Consider the following 15,578-nt stretch of genomic DNA (forward strand, 5'->3'; position numbering starts at 1 on the left):
AGGGGTCATGAGCCTCAGTTCCGCTGCTCATGACCCCTCCGTCCGCGATTACGCGGACACCTCCTCAGCGGAGCTGGGGAGGATCGGAGATGAGTCACGCGCTGCGCGCCATGAGGCCGCCATCGACCAGGATCTCGGTGCCGGTGATGTACTTGGCCTCGTCGCTGGCGAGGAAGAGGGCGGCGTAGGCGACATCCCAGGCATCGCCGCGCCGGCCGAGCGGCACGCGGGTCCTCGCCTCGGCGCGCAGGGTGGCGAGATCGGCGCGGCCCTTCTGGCGCGATACTCGATGCTCGAGCAGCGGCGTGTCGATCATGCCGGGGATCACCGTGTTGCAGCGGATGTTGTCTGGCGCATAACGCACGGCGATCTGGCGGGTGAACTGGACCAGCGCCGATTTGCCGGCCGAGTAGCCGACATGATCGTGGCCGAGATGGCGCAGCCCGCCGATCGAGCCGACATTGACGATCGCGCCGCCGCCCTCCCCGACCATGGTCGGCAGCACGACCTTGCAGGTGATGAAGACACTGGTCAGGTTGAGGTCGAGCTGCCGGCGGAAATCCTCGACCGACATCTCGACCGGCCCGCCGGTGATCGAGCCGCCGACGTTGTTCAGCAGCACGTCGATCCGGCCGAACCGCTTGAGCGCCGTGTCGGCCATGGCGGTCACGGAGGCGAGATCGGTGGCATCGGCTTCGATGATCAGCGACTCGCCCTTTGCTTCGTCGATCAGGCGTGCGGTCTCCGTTGCCGCCGCGCGATCACGATCGACCACCACGACACGGGCGCCTTCGCGCGCGAACAGGACGGCGGCGGCGCGCCCGTTGCCCCAGCCTGGCCCGACCGAGCCGGCACCGGTGACCAGGGCGACCTTGTCCGCCAAGCGATTGGTCATTTCCTATTCCTTGAGATTGACGGTCTTGCCGATCTCGACCCACTGGTTGACCAGCGCCGCGGTCTGCGCCTGGTGCTCTTCCGGTGCGTTGGCGATGATCCCGTAGCCGCGCTCGGCGAGCTTCTTCCTCGTTTCCGGTTCGCGCATCACCTCGGCGACGGCGTCGCGCAGCACGCGGCGCACCTCGATGGGCGTTCCCGGCGGCGCATGCAGGCCCCAGACGCTTTCGACATCGGCGCCGCGCAGGCCGCCTTCCTGCAGGGTCGGGACATCGGGTGCCGACGGGTCGCGCTGATCGCCTGTGATGGCGATCGCGCGCACCTTGCCGTCCTTGACGTAGGGCGTCGCCGAGCTGAGGCCGCCATATTGCATCGACACGTGCCCGCCGAGCAGGGAAAGCAGTGCCTGGCCCGAGCTCTTGAATGGCACGTGGACGATGCTGGTGCCGGCGCGCAGGTTGAACATCACGCCAACGAGATGGGTCGAGGAGCCGACGCCGCCCGAGGCGTAGGTCAGGTTGACCTTCTTGGCGAGGGCGATCAGCTCGCCGACGTTGGTCGCCTGGACCGACGGATGCACGATCAGGATGACCGGCCCGCGCGCCATCATGGTGACGGCGCTGAAGTCCTTGATCGTGTCGTAAGGCAGCGAGTCGAGGATTGCCGGGTTCTGGTAGAAGGAATTGTCGGCAAGGTAGATCGTGTGGCCATCGGGCTTGGCCTTGGCCACCAGGGTGGCGCCCAGCACCGCCGTGGCGTCGGGCCGATTGTCGACGATTGTCGGCACGCCGAGCTTCTTCTCCAGTCCGGGCGACAGCAGTCGCGCCAGGTTGTCAGATCCGCCGCCCGGCGCGCGCGGCACGATGATCTTGATGGGCTCCGACGGATACTTGGCCGTCTGCGCCCGCCCGGCCGTGGCCGTCAGGGTGCCCAGGCCCGCCGCCGACGCGAGCAACCGACGCTTACCGATCATGGTGAACTCCCTCAAAACACCTTCTTCCGCCGCCACTTTGCCGGATGTTCCGGCGGGTAGGCGAGGCCGCTGGCGTCGACGCCGAGATCGACCAGGGTCTTGGCGACCGAGAGGGCGCAGCGGAAGCCCTCCAGCACCGGCACGTCCCAGCCGATCTCGCGAAGGCGCTTCTGCAGGAAGGGCTGCAGCCAGTAGGCGGCCGAGCAGCCCAGCACGATCACCTCGGCGCCGTCCTCCTCGATGGCGGCGATCGATTCCTGAACCGCCGCATCGAGCATGTCCGACGTGCCGCTCTGCACGGTGCGGTCGCGCTCGACCTGGATCGGCCGCTCGTTGGCGTGGCCAGGGCCGGGAAGCGGAAAGTTGACGTTGCGGATCGACGCGCAGCGCTCGGTCATCCGGTACTGCAGGACCAGATGGTACATCTGCATGTTGTGCGTCTCGGCGATGTCGACGATGCTGAATTTGTTGCCCAGCAATCCAGCGGTGTGCATCTGGGAATGCGCGCATGCAGTGACCGGGATGCGATGCTGATGGCCGATCTCGCGCGCTTCCAGGTAGCCCGGATCGCCGCCGCCCAGCAGCACGATGGCATTGTATTTGCCGCTCTGGCAGGCCTCACGTACCAGCGGCAGGCGGTTGTTGCCGACCGACATGAACGCTTCCCTGGTCGTCACCGGGAAGTTGCCGTGCGTGGTCGGCGCCCCCGGATGGAGATCCCACTCGATGCCCTCGAGGAACGGCTTCACGTCTTGGTAATTGTAGAGCTGCGTCTCCTTGGGCCCGGTGAAGGAGCGCATCTGGAAGTCGTTGCCGGGCGCCAGGCTGAAGGCGTTGATCAGCAGGAACCGGTATTTGAGCGTCGGCGCGGTCACGATGGGAGTCCTCTTCCTCGCAGCAGGCATGCTTCTTGATAGAATGGCACGACCCGGCCCGAGAGCCGCAAGCAAAAGGAGCATGTCCGTGGCCACCAATGTGCTGGAGATCAATGCCGAGCGGCTGTGGGACAGTCTCGAGCGCTCGGCCGAGATCGGCCGCTTTCGCGATGTCGGCCTGCGCCGTCTCGCGCTCTCGTCCGAGGACAAACAGATGCGCGACCTGTTCGTCGGCTGGGTGCGCGAGGCCGGCTGCATGGTCGAGATCGACCGCCTGGGCAACATCTTCGCGCGCCGCGCCGGCAGCGATCCGTCGCTGCCGCCGGTGGCGATCGGCAGCCATCTCGACACGCAGATCTGCGGCGGCCGCTACGACGGCATCCTGGGCGTGCTGTGTGGCCTGGAAGTCGTGCGCACGCTGAACGACCGCGGCCTCGCCACCAAGCGCGGCATCGAGGTCATCTGCTGGACCAACGAGGAGGGCGCGCGCTTCAGCCCGCCGATGATGGGCTCGATGGCCTTCGCCAAGGTGCTGCCGCTCGACACCGTGCTGTCGACCATGGACGATTCCGGCGTCACCGTGAGCCAGGCGCTCGATGCGATCGGCTATGCCGGTCCGGCGCCGCTCGGCGCGCGCGCCTTCGACGCCTATCTCGAGCTGCACATCGAGCAGGCGCCGGTGCTCGACCGCGAGGGTTGCGACGTCGGCATCGTGGTCGGCGGCTACAAGACCCAGGCGCTGCGCCTCACCATCAGCGGCGACACCGGGCATGCCGGCGGCACGCCGATGGCGATGCGGCGCAACGCCCTGGTCGGCGCCGGTTACGTCATCGCTGCGGTCAACGACATCGGCCTCGCCTATGCGGTCGACGAAGGCCGCACCACGACGACGCGCATCGAGAGCTTTCCCAACCTGCCCGGCACCTATGCCGAGCAGGTCAAGCTCACGATCGACTTCCGCCACATCGACGCCGCGCGCTTCCAGGCGATGCGGCGCGACGTCGATGCCGCGATCGCCGCGGCGGCGAACAAGGCCAATGTCGACATCGACGTCGCCGAGGGCTGGAGCTGGGGCACCGAGCTGTTCGCGCCCGAGTGCATCGAGCTCCTGAAGTCGACCGCCCGGGAGCTCGGCCTGCCCTATCGCGAGATGCGCAGCCAGGCCGGCCACGACGCCTATGCCGTGGCGACGATGGCGCCGACCGCGATGATCTTCACGCCCTGCCACGAGGGCATAAGCCACAACGTCAACGAGGCGATCGAGCTCAGCCGTTCCGTGCCGGGTGCCAACCTCCTCCTCAACGCCGCCGTCGCCCGCGCCAATCGGTAGAGCGGCAGCCGAGCAGAGGGGCTACTTGGGTCCCTCGTTCTGCCGCAGGGCATTTGCCCCCAGCCATGGATCGGCCATCCCCCCGGAGCGGATCGTCGGCCACCGCGCATCGCACAGAAGGTGAAACGGAATTCCGTCTGGTGCGCTCCCCATACGCTGGCTAGAGTGCCCGCACTCGAGACGGATGGAGACGCTGCGGCCATTTTGTCGGCCGCCCCGTTCCACCGCGAAGTACCCGATACCTGAAAATCAGTGGCGTCTGGTTGCGTGCACAAGCGTTCCTCAGGGAGGCGAATGCCATGCGAATCAAGAGTCTGTCTCGTCGTCAGGTCGTGGCGGGAAGTGTCGCCGCGGGCCTCGTAGCCGCGCCGTTCGTGCGCGGCGCCAATGCCGCCGGAAGCATCACCATCGGGCTGTGGGATCACTGGGTCCCTGGCGCCAACGATGCTCAGAGCGCGATCATCAAGGAATGGGCCGACAAGGAGAAGGTCGACGTCAAGGTCGACTACATCACCAGCCAGGGCAACAAGCTGCTGCTCACCCTGGCGGCGGAAGCGCAGGCCAAGTCCGGCCATGACATCATGGAGTTCACCAACTGGGAGTCGGCGCAGCACAACGCTGCGCTCGAGCCGGTGGACGACGTGATCAAGAACGTGGTCGCCAGGAACGGGCCGATTGATCCGGCGGTCGAGTATCTCGGCAAGTTCGAAGGCAAGTGGCTCGGCGTGCCGATGACGCGCGGCACGCTGCTGCTCGGCTGCTGCACGCGCTTCGACCTGATGAAGGAGCATGCCGGCGTCGACGTGCAGGCGCTCTATCCGTCGGGCGGGCCGCCCAACGATGCGAGCTGGACCTGGGACGCCTTCCTTGCCGCCGCCGAGAAATGCCAGAAGGCGGGCTTCGGTTTCGGGCTGCCGCTGGGCTCGACCACCGACACCAACCAGTGGGTGGGCGCGCTGTTCCTGGCCTTCGGCGCGCAATTGATGGACGCCAAGGGCAACGTCACCGTCAAGACGGATGCGGTCCGCCAGGTGCTGGAGTACGGCAAGCGGCTGGCAGCGTTTTGCCCGCAGGACGCGCCGGCGTGGGACGACGCCTCGAACAACAAGTGGCTGCTGTCCGGCAAGGGGGCGCTGATCTTCAATCCGCCGAGCGCCTGGGCGGTCGGCAAGCGCGATGCGCCGCAGGTCGCCGAGAAGTGCTGGACGCACGGCTTCCCCAAGGGACCGAAAGGGCGCTTCAATCCGATCCTGCCGCGCTTCTACGGTGTATGGAACTTCTCCAAGAACAAGCCGGCGGCCAAGAGCCTGCTCGAGTTCCTGACCCTGCGCCAGAATGCCGAGAAGCAGGTCGCCGCGAGCCAGGGCTACGACATCCCGCCCTATCCGAAGTTCAACGACTTCAAGACCTGGGACGAGGAAGGCCCGCCCAAGGGCTCGCTCCATCATTATCCGATCCGCGGCGGCGACCAGGTCGCCGGGGTCGTCTGCTCTCCGGCGCCGCCGTTGATCGCCGCCCAGATGTGGGCGCAATCGATCCAGAATCAGATGATCGTGCGCTACTTCAAGGGCGAGACGATGGAAAAGACGCTCGACTGGGCGGCCCGGGAAGTCGAGGGCCTCAAGCGGACGTAGTTCGAATCTCCGCTCCCAGCGAAGACGCTGGGGGCGGCATTTTGACCGCAAGCGGCCAAAGCCTGAGGTGTCGGCGTCTTCGCCGACGGAGGGGTCATGCTCTTTCCGGGCCGCGGGCCTCTCGGTCGCTCATGCAGATATGAGCGGGCGAGACGCCCGCGGTCCAGAAGAGCATGGCCCGTCGCCGTGACGCCGATTCAGAGCTCGATAGTGTGGCGCTTGAGATAGTCCGGGTCGGGATCGAAGCCCAGGCCCGGCGCGGTCGGCACGGCGAGATCAGGTTGCCAGCGCGTCAGGCCGTTGCCGTACATGTCCATGTGCGGCTCGGCCTCGACCACGGCATAACAGGTCGGCTGCTTCATCGTGGCCAGGAAATGCAGCGTCGCCAGGCCGGCCGGCCCGATGAAGGGCGAGTGCGGCGAGATCGACACGCCGAGCGGTTCGATCAGGGCGATCGCGCGGCGCTTCTCGGTGACGCCGCCGATCATGCAGACATCGGGCTGCAGCACGCCCACCGCCGGCGCCCGGCCGTACACTGCCATCTGCTCGGCCGATCCGAGATCGGCGCCGAGCCCGATCGTCACCTGCGGCAGGGCCGGCGAGTCGAGCCAGGTTTCCGGCGGCCAGGCGGGGTCCTCGAGAAACTGCAGGCCGAGCGCCTGCCAGCGTGCGAGGCTTGCCCTGACCTCGGCCGGCGTGTGGACATGGTTGCAGTCGGCGACGAACGGCATCGCCGGTCCGATCTGCTTGCGCACGCCTTCGATGATGTCGAGGTCGAACTCGTGCACCTTCACCGCGGCGACGTTGCTTGCCAGCGCACGCTCGATCCGGGCTGTCACCGTGCGCGCGTCGTTATAGCGGTCGAGGCTCGCCATCACCGGGACGCGATCGCGCCGGGCGCCGCCCAGCAGGGCAGAGAGTGGCTGTTTGGCTTCCTTGCCCGCGATGTCCCACAGCGCGGTGTCGACCGCGGCCAGGGCGTTCAGGATGGTGCCCGAGCGCCCGAATGCCGTGAGACGCAGGCGCACGTCGCGATTCAGGCGCTCGCGATCCGCCACCGGCTTGCCGAGATAGATCGGCGTGATCGCATCGCGGATCGTCGCCATCAGGCTGCGCTGCAAGGCCGGGCGCAGGCACAGGCATTCGCCGTAGCCCACCGCGCCCGAGCGCGTGGTGACCCGGCACAGCACAAGGTGGAGCGCATCGGCGCCGCCCTGTCGCTGGAACGGAAGTCTCAAGGCAATCGGCTCGATGCGTTCGACGATCATGGGGTTCTCGTGGCATGAGGTTCTCGCTGGTATGCGGCTCTCGTTGGCGCAACCGGTGTGCGTCGAGCATAGTGCAGCGACGGCGGCTGCCAAAGGTTGGATGGCCGCCAAGCGGTGCAGGGGAGGGCATTCGCATAGCGCAAAAAGTACCGTCATCCCGAGCGAAGCTGCCCGCTTTGGCGTTGTTTACAGCGCCATTGGCAGCGCAGTCGAGGGACCTTTCTTGCCGATGCTGAGATAGGAAAGGTCCCTCCACTACGCCTCGCTAACGGCACTTGCTTCGCAAGTGCCTGACCCGGCTCCGGTCGGGATGACAGCTTTTTCGCCATATGCGAATTGCCTGCGTTGCACAGAAGGGACGAGGTATGAGTGAGGCCAGGACCGCGATCGTCACCGGTGGCGCCGGGGGGATCGGGAAGGCGACGGTGCGCCGGCTGCTCGACGCAGGCTTGTCGGTCTATGTCGTCGATACCAACCAGGGCACGCTCGACAGCCTGCTGGAAGAGCTCGAGACGGCGGGGCAGGGGCGGCTGGCCGGATGTCGGGCCGACGCAACGGACGAGCCGCAGGTCGTCGCGGCGGTCGCCGAAGCCGATCGCCGCTTCGGCAATGTCTACGCGCTGGTCCATGTCGCCGGCGGCGCCGGCCCCAAGCGGGCGCGCGACATCGAGGATTTCTCGCTCGCAGAATGGTCGCACGTCATCGATCTCAACCTGACCAGCGCCTTTCTCGCCGCGCGCGCCGCGGTGCCCCTGATGCGCCGCCGCCGCGAGGGCCGCATCGTGCTGTTCTCCTCGATCATCGCCGATGGCGAGAAGGGACCGTTGAACACGGTGACCGGCCGCCTGCCCTATGCGACCGCGAAGTCGGCACTGCTGGGCTTCACCAATCAGCTCGCCAAGGATGTGGCCGAATTCGGCATCACGGTGAACGCCCTCATGCCCGGCCTGATCCTGGGCGAGCAGGGGACCCGCATCCGCGACCGCTTCGATGCGCTGCCGGCCGAGGAGCGCGCCCGCATGCTGGCCGGCTACCCCGGCGGGCGCCCGGGACAGGGCGACGACGTCGCCGCCGTCGTCGCCTTCCTGTTGTCGGATGGCGCGCGTTTCGTCTCCGGAGTGGCCCTGCCGGTGGACGGCGCCTTCCGGTGACGTCGGCCGTCATCGAACCCGGAAGGAGGTGACGGTCAGAGCTGGGACTGGACGGGTAGCAGGCCGACCAGTCGCGCGAGCAGCACTCGGTAGAAGCCGGCCTCGGGCTCGCGATCGAAAGTGACGTCGCGGCCGCGCACCACGCCGCGCCAGCGCAGGCTGCTGTCCTGCTCGGCAGACAAGCGATAGCTCGCCTGCGGCCCGGTATCGCGCTCGAACACCGCCATCAACTCGGCCACCAGGCCCGGATCCTCGAACACCACGCCCATCTCGGTGTTCAGCTCGGCCGAGCGCGGATCGAAGTTGAAGGAGCCGACGAAGCCCACGCGACCGTCGACGCTGAAGGCCTTGGTGTGGAGGCTGGCGCCGCTCGAGCCAAGGGGCGACAGGTCGGGCCGCCTGGCGCGCGGCTGCAGCTCGAACAGCTTGACGCCGCCCAGCAGCAACGGCAATCGGCAGGGCGCATAGCCGCCGTGGACGATCGCGACGTCGGTGGCGGCGAGCGAGTTGGTCAGGATCGCGACATCGACGCCGCGCCCGGCGAGCTCGACGAGGGCGGCGCTGCCAACATCGCTCGGGACGAAGTAAGGCGAGATGATCTGCACCGATTTCCTTGCATTGCGGATCAGCGGATAGAGCGTCGTCGTGAGCCATCTGACGCCGCCGCCGCCGTGTGCCTTCTCCGGCGGATCGGACACGACCGTTGCCTGGTCGGTCCAATGGACGAATTCTCCGTCGCCCAGCATCGCCTCGAACGACAGCCGCTCGCGCGCGCGCTCGAGGAACGGCGCGGCGGTCGGGCTGCGCGTCAAACGGGCAGTCTGGCGACGCAGGCGGCGCAGGCTGCGCCGCCGCCGCATGGCGAGCGCGCGGATCGGCAGGGTCGCGGCGCTGTTCCAGAACGAATCGAAAATGCGCTCCGATTGGCGGACCACGTCGCCCAACAGCACCAGATCGAGATCCTGGAAGTTGGCAGCCTTGGCGGCGTCGAAATACTCGTCGCCGATGTTGCGGCCGCCCACGATCGCCAGCCGGCCGTCGGCGATCCACGCCTTGTTGTGCATGCGCCGCGTGGCGCGGAAGGCGCGCAGCATCAGCTCCAGGGTGCGCACGATGGCGCCCTCGCGCATACGACTGGGATTGAACAGCCTGAGCTCGATGTTGCGATGGGCATCGAGCGCCAGGAAGACGTGGTCGCTGCCGCGCGTGTTGATGTCGTCGATCAGGATGCGCACGCGCACGCCGCGATCGGCGGCGGCGATGATCTCGTGCGCCAGCAGGCGGCCGGTCATGTCGCGTCGCCAGATGTAGTACATCAGGTCCAGGCTGCGCCGGGCGGCGCGCGCCGTCAGCGCGCGGATGGCGAAGGCATCGAAATTGTCCTCCACCATGGCGAGGCCGTTGCTGCGCGCGCCGCGGGCCATGAGGCTGCCCACCGTGCGGTCGAGCACCGTGTCCGATGGCGCCACAGGCAAGGCGAAGGATGGTTTGGCACGCGAGCGCTTCAGGAAACGGTCATGCGAATAGACCACCACGAAGGACAGGGCGACGAACAGGACGATGATGCCGAAGATGAGCAGAATGAAGTCCATGTCCGCCTGTTCTTTCGACGTCCCGGGCCGCGGGAGACTACGGGCTCGTACCGAAATAATCGATATGGAATGAGCCTGGTCACGGGTTCCCCATCGAGCTCTGCAAATCTGCACGGCCATGATCGCCCTTATGACGCTTTTCTTTGCCGAACGTTGCGAGCACCATCGCCGTGCCGCCAATGTCCTGGAGGGGTGGATGTTCCCAGTCGAGAACGTGCCTGGTCTTCGCTCCGCTGTCCGACGCTTCCTTGCCGTCTTGGCGGCCCTCTGGGGCGTGCTGTTGCCGATCGGCGCCCAGGCGCAGCCGGAGGTGCCCGGCGCACGGGATTTTCCGCTGATCAAACGCTACGAGGGCTCGCGCCTGATCGGCTCCGACATCAGGGCGTTCGACTCCTTCAAGCTGCTGCTCGGCAAGCTGAAGCTCGGTGACAATGGGTATGCAACCGTCGATGCCAGCCGTGCGGTCGAGGGCAAGCACACCAGGCTTCTGTACCTGGCGCCGCCGCAGCGCAGCTCGCTGGAAGTGTTCCGCAACTACGAGGCCGACCTCGCCGCCAAGGGCTTCACCGTGCTGTTCAAGTGCTCGGGCGAGGAGGAGTGCGAATCGTTCGGCACCGAGATCTATCGCGTGCTCTATCCGCCGACCGGCGCGCTGCAGAACAACGAGCTGTCCAAGGTCGCCTTCAACGTGCCGGCCGAGCCGCGTTACCTCGCCGCAACCCTGTCGCGACCGGAGGGCGACGTCTTCGTCTCGCTCTACGTCGCGGTCGAGCGCGGCGATGCCTTTCCACAGACCAAGGATCGCGCCGCCGTGCTGCTCGACGTCGTCGAGACCAAGCCCATGGAGTCGAAGATGGTGACGGTCGACGCCTCGGCGATGGCCAAGGACATCGCGGCGACCGGCAAGGTGGCGCTCTACGGCCTCTATTTCGACACCGACAAGGCCGAGCTGAAGCCCGAATCGGCGCCGTCGCTGGGCGAGATCGCCAAGCTGCTCAAGGGCCAGCCCGGCCTGAAGGTCTTCATCGTCGGCCATACCGACAATGTCGGCGGCTACGACTACAACGTGGGGCTCTCGCAGCGCCGCGCGAGATCGGTCGTCGACCGGCTGGTGCAGCAATACGGCATCGGCGCCGATCGCCTGAAGCCGGTGGGCGCCGGCCTGATCGCGCCGGTGGCGAGCAACGACGAGGAGTCCGGCCGCGCCAAGAACCGCCGGGTCGAGATCGTCAAGGAATAGCAGCCCCGCACCGCGCGCCGTCCCGCCCCGATGGCGTCGGCGCGGCCAAGATGCCAAGGTCGCGTTGATCAATCGAGCGGGGGAGAGCGGCGTGGGCAAGGGCAATTGGCGCGAGCGCGCCGGTACGCATTTCACCTGCGGGAAGCAGTCGGCGCACGGTCGCGACGGCATGGTGGTGACCAACCACCCGTTGGCTTCTGCCGCCGGCCTGGAGATGCTGGCGGCCGGCGGCAACGCCATCGATGCCGCCGTCGCCTGCCAGTTCGCCCTCACCGTGGTCGAGCCGATGATGGTCGGCCTGATCGGCGGCACCACCTCGCACATCCGGCTGGCCGATGGCAGCCACACCATCCTCGACGGCATGAGCGCGGTGCCGCTGGCGGGGCGGCCCGACATGTTCCGCCCGGTGCCCGGCGCCGCGCCGGAGGTGTTCGACACGATCGGGCAGGAGAACCAGGTCGGCCCCAAGGCGGTCGCCGCGCCCGGTTCGCTTCTGGCCTGGTGCTTGGCGCTGCGCCGCTTCGGCACGATGGCGCTCGGCGACGTGATGCAGCCGGCGATCCGCTTCGCCACGCAGGGCTTCACCGTGACGCCCTACCTGTCGGAGTGCATCGACAGCGCCGCGGCCGACCTCGCCAGGGACAAGCTCGCCGCGGCGCGGCTGCTGCCCGGCGGCGCGGCACTCAAGCCCGGCGCCCGGCTGATCCAGGCCGACTACGGCGAGGCGCTCAGCCTGATCGCCCGGCACGGCGAGGGCGCGCTGCATGGCGGGCCGCTCGGCGATCTCGTGGTCGAGTGCATGGAGAAGACCGGCGGCTACGTCTCGCGCCGCGATCTCACCGACTATCGCGTGGTCGAGCGCGCGCCGATCCGCGGCCGGTATCGCGGCTGGGAGATCGTCGGGCCGCCGCCGCCGGCGGCGTCGGGTGTGCACATCACCCAGATGCTGAATATCCTGGAAGGCTTCGACGTCGCCGGCCTGGGGTTCGGCACGGCGGACGGCGTCCATCTTCTGGCCGAGGTGCTGAAGATCGCCTTCGCCGACCGCGCCGAGGCGAGCGGTGATCCGGCCTTCGTAAAAGTGCCGGTCGAACGCATCACCTCGAAGGCCTATGCTGACGAGCGCCGCGCCAGGCTCGACCTCGCCCGGGCAAAGCAATGGACCGGCGGCCTGCTCGCCAGGGAAGGCGCCGACACCACGCATCTCACCGTTGCCGACGGCAAGGGCAACGTCATCACGACGACCCAGACCATCAACAGCCTGTTCGGCGCGCGCTTCATCATCCCGGGTACCGGCATGGTGCCCAACGACTACATGTCGAACTTCGATCCGCGCCCCGGCAACGCGCTGTCGATCGCGCCCGGCAAGCGGGTCACCACCTCGATGTCGCCGGTTATGGCGTTGCGCGAAGGCCGCGTGATCTATGCGCTCGGCCTGCCGGGTGGCCGCAAGATCTTCCCCTCGGCCTTGCAGGCGCTGGTCAACCTGATCGACCACGGCATGGCCCTGCAGGAGGCGGTCGAGGCACCGCGCGTATGGACCGAGGGGCCGGTGCTCGAGATCGAGCACGGCATCGCCGAAGCGGTGCGCACCGCCGTCGCCGCGCGCGGCCACAAGGTGCAGGTTATGCCGACCGTGGCCGGCGGCATGAACGCCATCCAGTTCCATGACGACGGCACCATGACCGGCGCCGCCTGCTGGCGCGCTGACGGCGCGGCGGTCGCGCTGGGCGGCGGGCATGCGCGGCCGGGGGTGCGGTTCGTGCTGCCGCGTTGACTAGCCGATAATTGCGCAATCTTGATTGCGCAAAAGCCTCCATAGTTGGTGAATCCGACCCGTTTCGCCTGCGCCACAGGACGGCGCCTCGCGATATTGTTGGCGAGGTCATTCGAGCGCGCATGAGAGTGAAGCCGCTTCGAGCAGGACTGTCATCGCGAGAGCAGCGACGATGGCGGTCTGGCCGCTCCGCTGTTTTCTCCTGCAGCGCCGTACCATGACCACTCCGCATGCCCGCTGCCGCCTGCAAATAAGACAGTTGATATATAGACAGTTAACTGTCTATATAACGTCATGACCACGCGACTCGACAGCCGCTACACGGCGGGGCAGCTCGGCCAACTCTCCGGGGTGGGCGAGCGCACGGTGCGGTACTATGTGCGCGAAGGCCTGATCGATCCGCCGAGCGGGCGCGGACGCGGCGCCCATTTCGACAACCGCCACCTCGGGCAATTGCAGCGCGTGCGCTTCCTCCAGGAGGCCGGGCTCGATCACGCCGCCATTCGTCAGCATGGCGAGGAGATCGAGGCGGCGTTGGCCAAACGCGGCGTTGCCCGGCGGGACTGGGAAGCCGAATGGGCGCGCTCCAGCGCGGACGTCGCGCGCATCTACCGCCGGCTGAAGGCGCAGCGTTACGTGCCGGCGGTGTCGACAGTGACCCGGGTCGAGGTGGCCAAGGGCATCGCTCTGCTGATCGAGGGCAACCACCGCCTGCCCGCGCCGACGAGGCTCGCCGAGGCCGTCGCCGGATTGCGGGCCGCGTTCGACGTCACGGAGCAGACCGACCAGGCCGGGCAGAAATGAAAGGAGAGGCCGACATGGCTTCGATCGAAGCGGCACGCCACTACTATGCTCGGCTCGTCTCGGGTCAGGGGGGCGTGCAGGACCCACGCGTCACCGATGCGTTCGCTGCGACCCCGAGAGAGCGCTTCGTCGGCGACGGTCCGTGGACCGTTTTCAATTTTGCCGGCGGCTACATGGAGACGCCCTCAGACGATCATGCCTGGCTCTACCAGGATGTCCTCGTTGCCTTGTCGCGCGGTCAGGGGATCAACAACGGCATGCCGAGCCTCCATGCAAGGTGCCTGAATGCCCTGGCGTTGAGAGCGGGAGAGACGGTGCTGCATATCGGCACCGGGACCGGCTACTACACGTCGATCCTGGCCTCGCTGGTCGGTCCGGCAGGATCGGTGGTGGGCTATGAGATCGAGCCGGAGCTTCTCGCCAAGGCGAAGACCAATCTGGCCGAGCTGACCAACGTGTCGATGCAAGGCGTCTCGGGCACGAGCGGCAGGCTGCCGCCGTGCGATGCGATCTACGTCAATGCCGGGGCCACGCATCCGGTCGATGCGTGGCTCGACGCCGTGCGGCCGGGCGGCCGGCTGCTGTTTCCGTTGACGCCCGACCAGGGCCTGGGAGGCATGCTCCTGCTGACCCGCGGTGACGGCGAGGCGTGGCCGGCACGCTTCGTTTGCGCAGCCGCTTTCATCCCATGCGAGGGCGCCCGCGATCCGCAGACGGCCGGAGCCCTCGCCAATACCTTCTGGCGGCAAAGCCTGTGGACCGTGCGCTCGCTCCATCGTGGCACTGCTCCCGACAATTCGTGCTGGGTCGCCGGAAGCGGCTGGTGGCTGTCGACGCGATAGACTGATGCTCTTCTTGGGCCGCGGGCGGGTCGCCCGCGGCCCAAGAAGAATCCTATCGCGCGGCGAGTCGCATCTCGACGCGAAACCCTTCTTCCGGCTGCGGCAGGGTGAAGTAGGGAGTCACGGCGTGGAAGAGCTCGTCGGTGACATGGCCCCAGTAGACGCCCGCCGGTTTCTCGTCGTTGCGGCGATGGATGTTGGCGAGGCAATCTTCTCGTCGTTGCGGCGATGGATGTTGGCGAGGCAATCCATAGCAGCAGAAGGCGCGACAGCGTAGCGATGGGACGCTCGAGACAGCAGCGCGCAGCGTGCTGCAGTAGGAAAGGTCCCTCGACTACGCCTCGCTGCGCTCGGCTCCGGTCGGGATGACGGCATTTTTTTGCCCGATGCGAACGCCTTGGTGGCGCAGGCAAAGCGAAGCGACGCGACGCTAGACCGCGAAGACCTCGTCGAGCCAGTCGAGCACCCGGCGATTGAGCAGCGAGCGGTTGCCCATCTCGCAATGGCCATCCGCACCGTCTTGGGCGCCGAAGCGGATCAGCGTCTTCGGACACGTCAGTGCCTCGAACAGCGCCTCGGCAGTGTCGGCAATCGGATCGTTCTCGGCCCGCGCGATCAGGGTCGGGCAGGCGATGCGCTCGACCCGGTCGACGACGGTGAAGCGCTCCACCTGTTGCAGATAGTCGCGCAGGCTGTCGACGCCGTTGACCCAGAAGCCGCGCTGCACGATCGACCAGCGCAGCTGCCGGCTCGACTCGATGGCCTTGGTCATCTTGGGCTTGCCGAAGAGGGGGCGGTAGCCGATCGAGAAGAAGCAGCTGGCGCGCAACAGCAGCTCCCGCGCCTCCGCCCGCCGCCCCTTTGCCAGGGCCAGCGCGGCTTCGTGCTCGAGCGCGTCCGCTGCCGTGCTCCAGGCTCCCTGGAACACCGCATCGTCGCCGTCGCCGACGGCACGCGCGATCGCCTGCAGCTCGCCGAGCTCGCCGCCGCTGTAACGGCTGTAGGCGAGCGGCCAGGTTCCGAAGCGATCGTGCAGGTCGTCCTTGAAGATCAGTCCCATGCTCGGATTGCGGGCCGTCGCGACTGGATCGTCACACCGGCCTGTCGCCGCAGATCTGGACGCGCCGCATCAGGCGGCGGAACGGGCCGGTGTCGCCCAGCGCGATGTGCTTGGCGCTGCGATTGTCCCAGAAGGCGA

The 15,578-nt window shown here is 67.5% G+C and carries 14 protein-coding genes; 7 read left to right on the top strand and 7 right to left on the bottom strand.

All coding sequences use genetic code 11. The features are described 5' to 3' along the window. Positions 1-94: 94 nt before the first annotated feature. Genes ACILR9_RS12255 through ACILR9_RS12265 form a run of 3 tightly spaced genes read right to left on the bottom strand, consistent with a single transcriptional unit; the run spans position 95 to position 2,742 of the window. Positions 95-895 carry an SDR family NAD(P)-dependent oxidoreductase gene (locus ACILR9_RS12255; RefSeq protein ID WP_395710209.1) on the bottom strand — a complete coding sequence of 267 codons (801 nt, stop codon included), beginning with the start codon at positions 893-895 and terminating at the stop codon, positions 95-97. Between the two features lie 3 nt (positions 896-898). Next, positions 899-1,867, bottom strand: coding sequence for a Bug family tripartite tricarboxylate transporter substrate binding protein (locus ACILR9_RS12260; RefSeq protein WP_395710210.1), 969 nt, complete (start codon positions 1,865-1,867; stop codon positions 899-901). 11 nt (positions 1,868-1,878) lie between these two features. Next, positions 1,879-2,742, bottom strand: a complete 864-nt coding sequence (locus tag ACILR9_RS12265; RefSeq protein ID WP_395710211.1) for an aspartate/glutamate racemase family protein — start codon at positions 2,740-2,742, stop codon at positions 1,879-1,881. An 82-nt stretch (positions 2,743-2,824) separates the two neighbouring features. On the opposite strand from ACILR9_RS12265, the gene ACILR9_RS12270 reads away from it, so the two are divergent. Beyond that, positions 2,825-4,072, top strand: a complete 1,248-nt coding sequence (locus ACILR9_RS12270) for a Zn-dependent hydrolase (RefSeq protein WP_395710212.1) — start codon at positions 2,825-2,827, stop codon at positions 4,070-4,072. Between the two features lie 299 nt (positions 4,073-4,371). Next, positions 4,372-5,706: an ABC transporter substrate-binding protein gene (locus ACILR9_RS12275; RefSeq protein ID WP_395710213.1), complete on the top strand. Its 1,335-nt coding sequence runs from the start codon at positions 4,372-4,374 to the stop codon at positions 5,704-5,706. Positions 5,707-5,903: 197 nt separating this feature from the next. Here the strand turns inward: ACILR9_RS12275 and ACILR9_RS12280 are convergent, their stop codons facing one another. Then, positions 5,904-6,974: a mandelate racemase/muconate lactonizing enzyme family protein gene (locus ACILR9_RS12280; protein WP_395710214.1), complete on the bottom strand. Its 1,071-nt coding sequence runs from the start codon at positions 6,972-6,974 to the stop codon at positions 5,904-5,906. A 365-nt stretch (positions 6,975-7,339) separates the two neighbouring features. Between ACILR9_RS12280 and ACILR9_RS12285 the strand changes: the two genes are divergently transcribed. Next, a complete protein-coding gene (locus tag ACILR9_RS12285; RefSeq protein WP_395710215.1) occupies positions 7,340-8,125 on the top strand; it encodes an SDR family NAD(P)-dependent oxidoreductase in 786 nt (261 codons plus the stop codon). Between the two features lie 35 nt (positions 8,126-8,160). Here the strand turns inward: ACILR9_RS12285 and ACILR9_RS12290 are convergent, their stop codons facing one another. After that, the gene (locus ACILR9_RS12290) at positions 8,161-9,717 is read right to left on the bottom strand and encodes a phospholipase D family protein (RefSeq protein ID WP_395710216.1); all 1,557 of its coding nucleotides are present in this window, start codon (positions 9,715-9,717) and stop codon (positions 8,161-8,163) included. Positions 9,718-9,913: 196 nt separating this feature from the next. Between ACILR9_RS12290 and ACILR9_RS12295 the strand changes: the two genes are divergently transcribed. The 4 genes from ACILR9_RS12295 to ACILR9_RS12310 all read left to right on the top strand — a co-directional run bounded on the left by ACILR9_RS12295 (position 9,914) and on the right by ACILR9_RS12310 (position 14,380). After that, positions 9,914-10,957, top strand: a complete 1,044-nt coding sequence (locus ACILR9_RS12295; RefSeq protein ID WP_395710217.1) for an OmpA family protein — start codon at positions 9,914-9,916, stop codon at positions 10,955-10,957. A gap of 169 nt (positions 10,958-11,126) precedes the next feature. Continuing rightward, entirely contained in the window at positions 11,127-12,734 is a 1,608-nt protein-coding gene (gene ggt / locus ACILR9_RS12300; protein WP_395710224.1) for a gamma-glutamyltransferase, read from the top strand. A 294-nt stretch (positions 12,735-13,028) separates the two neighbouring features. Further along, positions 13,029-13,538: a helix-turn-helix domain-containing protein gene (locus ACILR9_RS12305; protein WP_395710218.1), complete on the top strand. Its 510-nt coding sequence runs from the start codon at positions 13,029-13,031 to the stop codon at positions 13,536-13,538. A gap of 14 nt (positions 13,539-13,552) precedes the next feature. Beyond that, the gene (locus tag ACILR9_RS12310; RefSeq protein ID WP_395710219.1) at positions 13,553-14,380 is read left to right on the top strand and encodes a protein-L-isoaspartate O-methyltransferase; all 828 of its coding nucleotides are present in this window, start codon (positions 13,553-13,555) and stop codon (positions 14,378-14,380) included. A gap of 52 nt (positions 14,381-14,432) precedes the next feature. Here the strand turns inward: ACILR9_RS12310 and ACILR9_RS12315 are convergent, their stop codons facing one another. Together ACILR9_RS12315 and ACILR9_RS12320 are read right to left on the bottom strand one after the other, a co-directional pair. Beyond that, positions 14,433-14,627, bottom strand: coding sequence for a hypothetical protein (locus ACILR9_RS12315; RefSeq protein ID WP_395710220.1), 195 nt, complete (start codon positions 14,625-14,627; stop codon positions 14,433-14,435). Positions 14,628-14,810: 183 nt separating this feature from the next. Continuing rightward, entirely contained in the window at positions 14,811-15,440 is a 630-nt protein-coding gene (locus ACILR9_RS12320) for a hypothetical protein (protein ID WP_395710221.1), read from the bottom strand. Between the last annotated feature and the right edge of the window lie 138 nt (positions 15,441-15,578).

Source organism: Reyranella sp., from assembly GCF_044224635.1.
GTDB lineage: Bacteria > Pseudomonadota > Alphaproteobacteria > Reyranellales > Reyranellaceae > Reyranella.

Excerpts from the sequence above, each read along its gene's own strand:
- ACILR9_RS12295 (WP_395710217.1), top strand. The coding sequence starts at position 9,914 with ATGTTCCCAGTCGAGAACGTGCCTGGTCTTCGCTCCGCTGTCCGACGC.
- ACILR9_RS12285 (WP_395710215.1), top strand. The coding sequence starts at position 7,340 with ATGAGTGAGGCCAGGACCGCGATCGTCACCGGTGGCGCCGGGGGGATC.
- ggt (WP_395710224.1), top strand. The coding sequence starts at position 11,127 with ATGGTGGTGACCAACCACCCGTTGGCTTCTGCCGCCGGCCTGGAGATG.
- ACILR9_RS12255 (WP_395710209.1), bottom strand. The coding sequence starts at position 895 with ATGACCAATCGCTTGGCGGACAAGGTCGCCCTGGTCACCGGTGCCGGC.
- ACILR9_RS12275 (WP_395710213.1), top strand. The coding sequence starts at position 4,372 with ATGCGAATCAAGAGTCTGTCTCGTCGTCAGGTCGTGGCGGGAAGTGTC.
- ACILR9_RS12270 (WP_395710212.1), top strand. The coding sequence starts at position 2,825 with ATGTCCGTGGCCACCAATGTGCTGGAGATCAATGCCGAGCGGCTGTGG.
- ACILR9_RS12305 (WP_395710218.1), top strand. The coding sequence starts at position 13,029 with ATGACCACGCGACTCGACAGCCGCTACACGGCGGGGCAGCTCGGCCAA.
- ACILR9_RS12310 (WP_395710219.1), top strand. The coding sequence starts at position 13,553 with ATGGCTTCGATCGAAGCGGCACGCCACTACTATGCTCGGCTCGTCTCG.
- ACILR9_RS12260 (WP_395710210.1), bottom strand. The coding sequence starts at position 1,867 with ATGATCGGTAAGCGTCGGTTGCTCGCGTCGGCGGCGGGCCTGGGCACC.
- ACILR9_RS12290 (WP_395710216.1), bottom strand. The coding sequence starts at position 9,717 with ATGGACTTCATTCTGCTCATCTTCGGCATCATCGTCCTGTTCGTCGCC.
- ACILR9_RS12320 (WP_395710221.1), bottom strand. The coding sequence starts at position 15,440 with ATGGGACTGATCTTCAAGGACGACCTGCACGATCGCTTCGGAACCTGG.
- ACILR9_RS12280 (WP_395710214.1), bottom strand. The coding sequence starts at position 6,974 with ATGATCGTCGAACGCATCGAGCCGATTGCCTTGAGACTTCCGTTCCAG.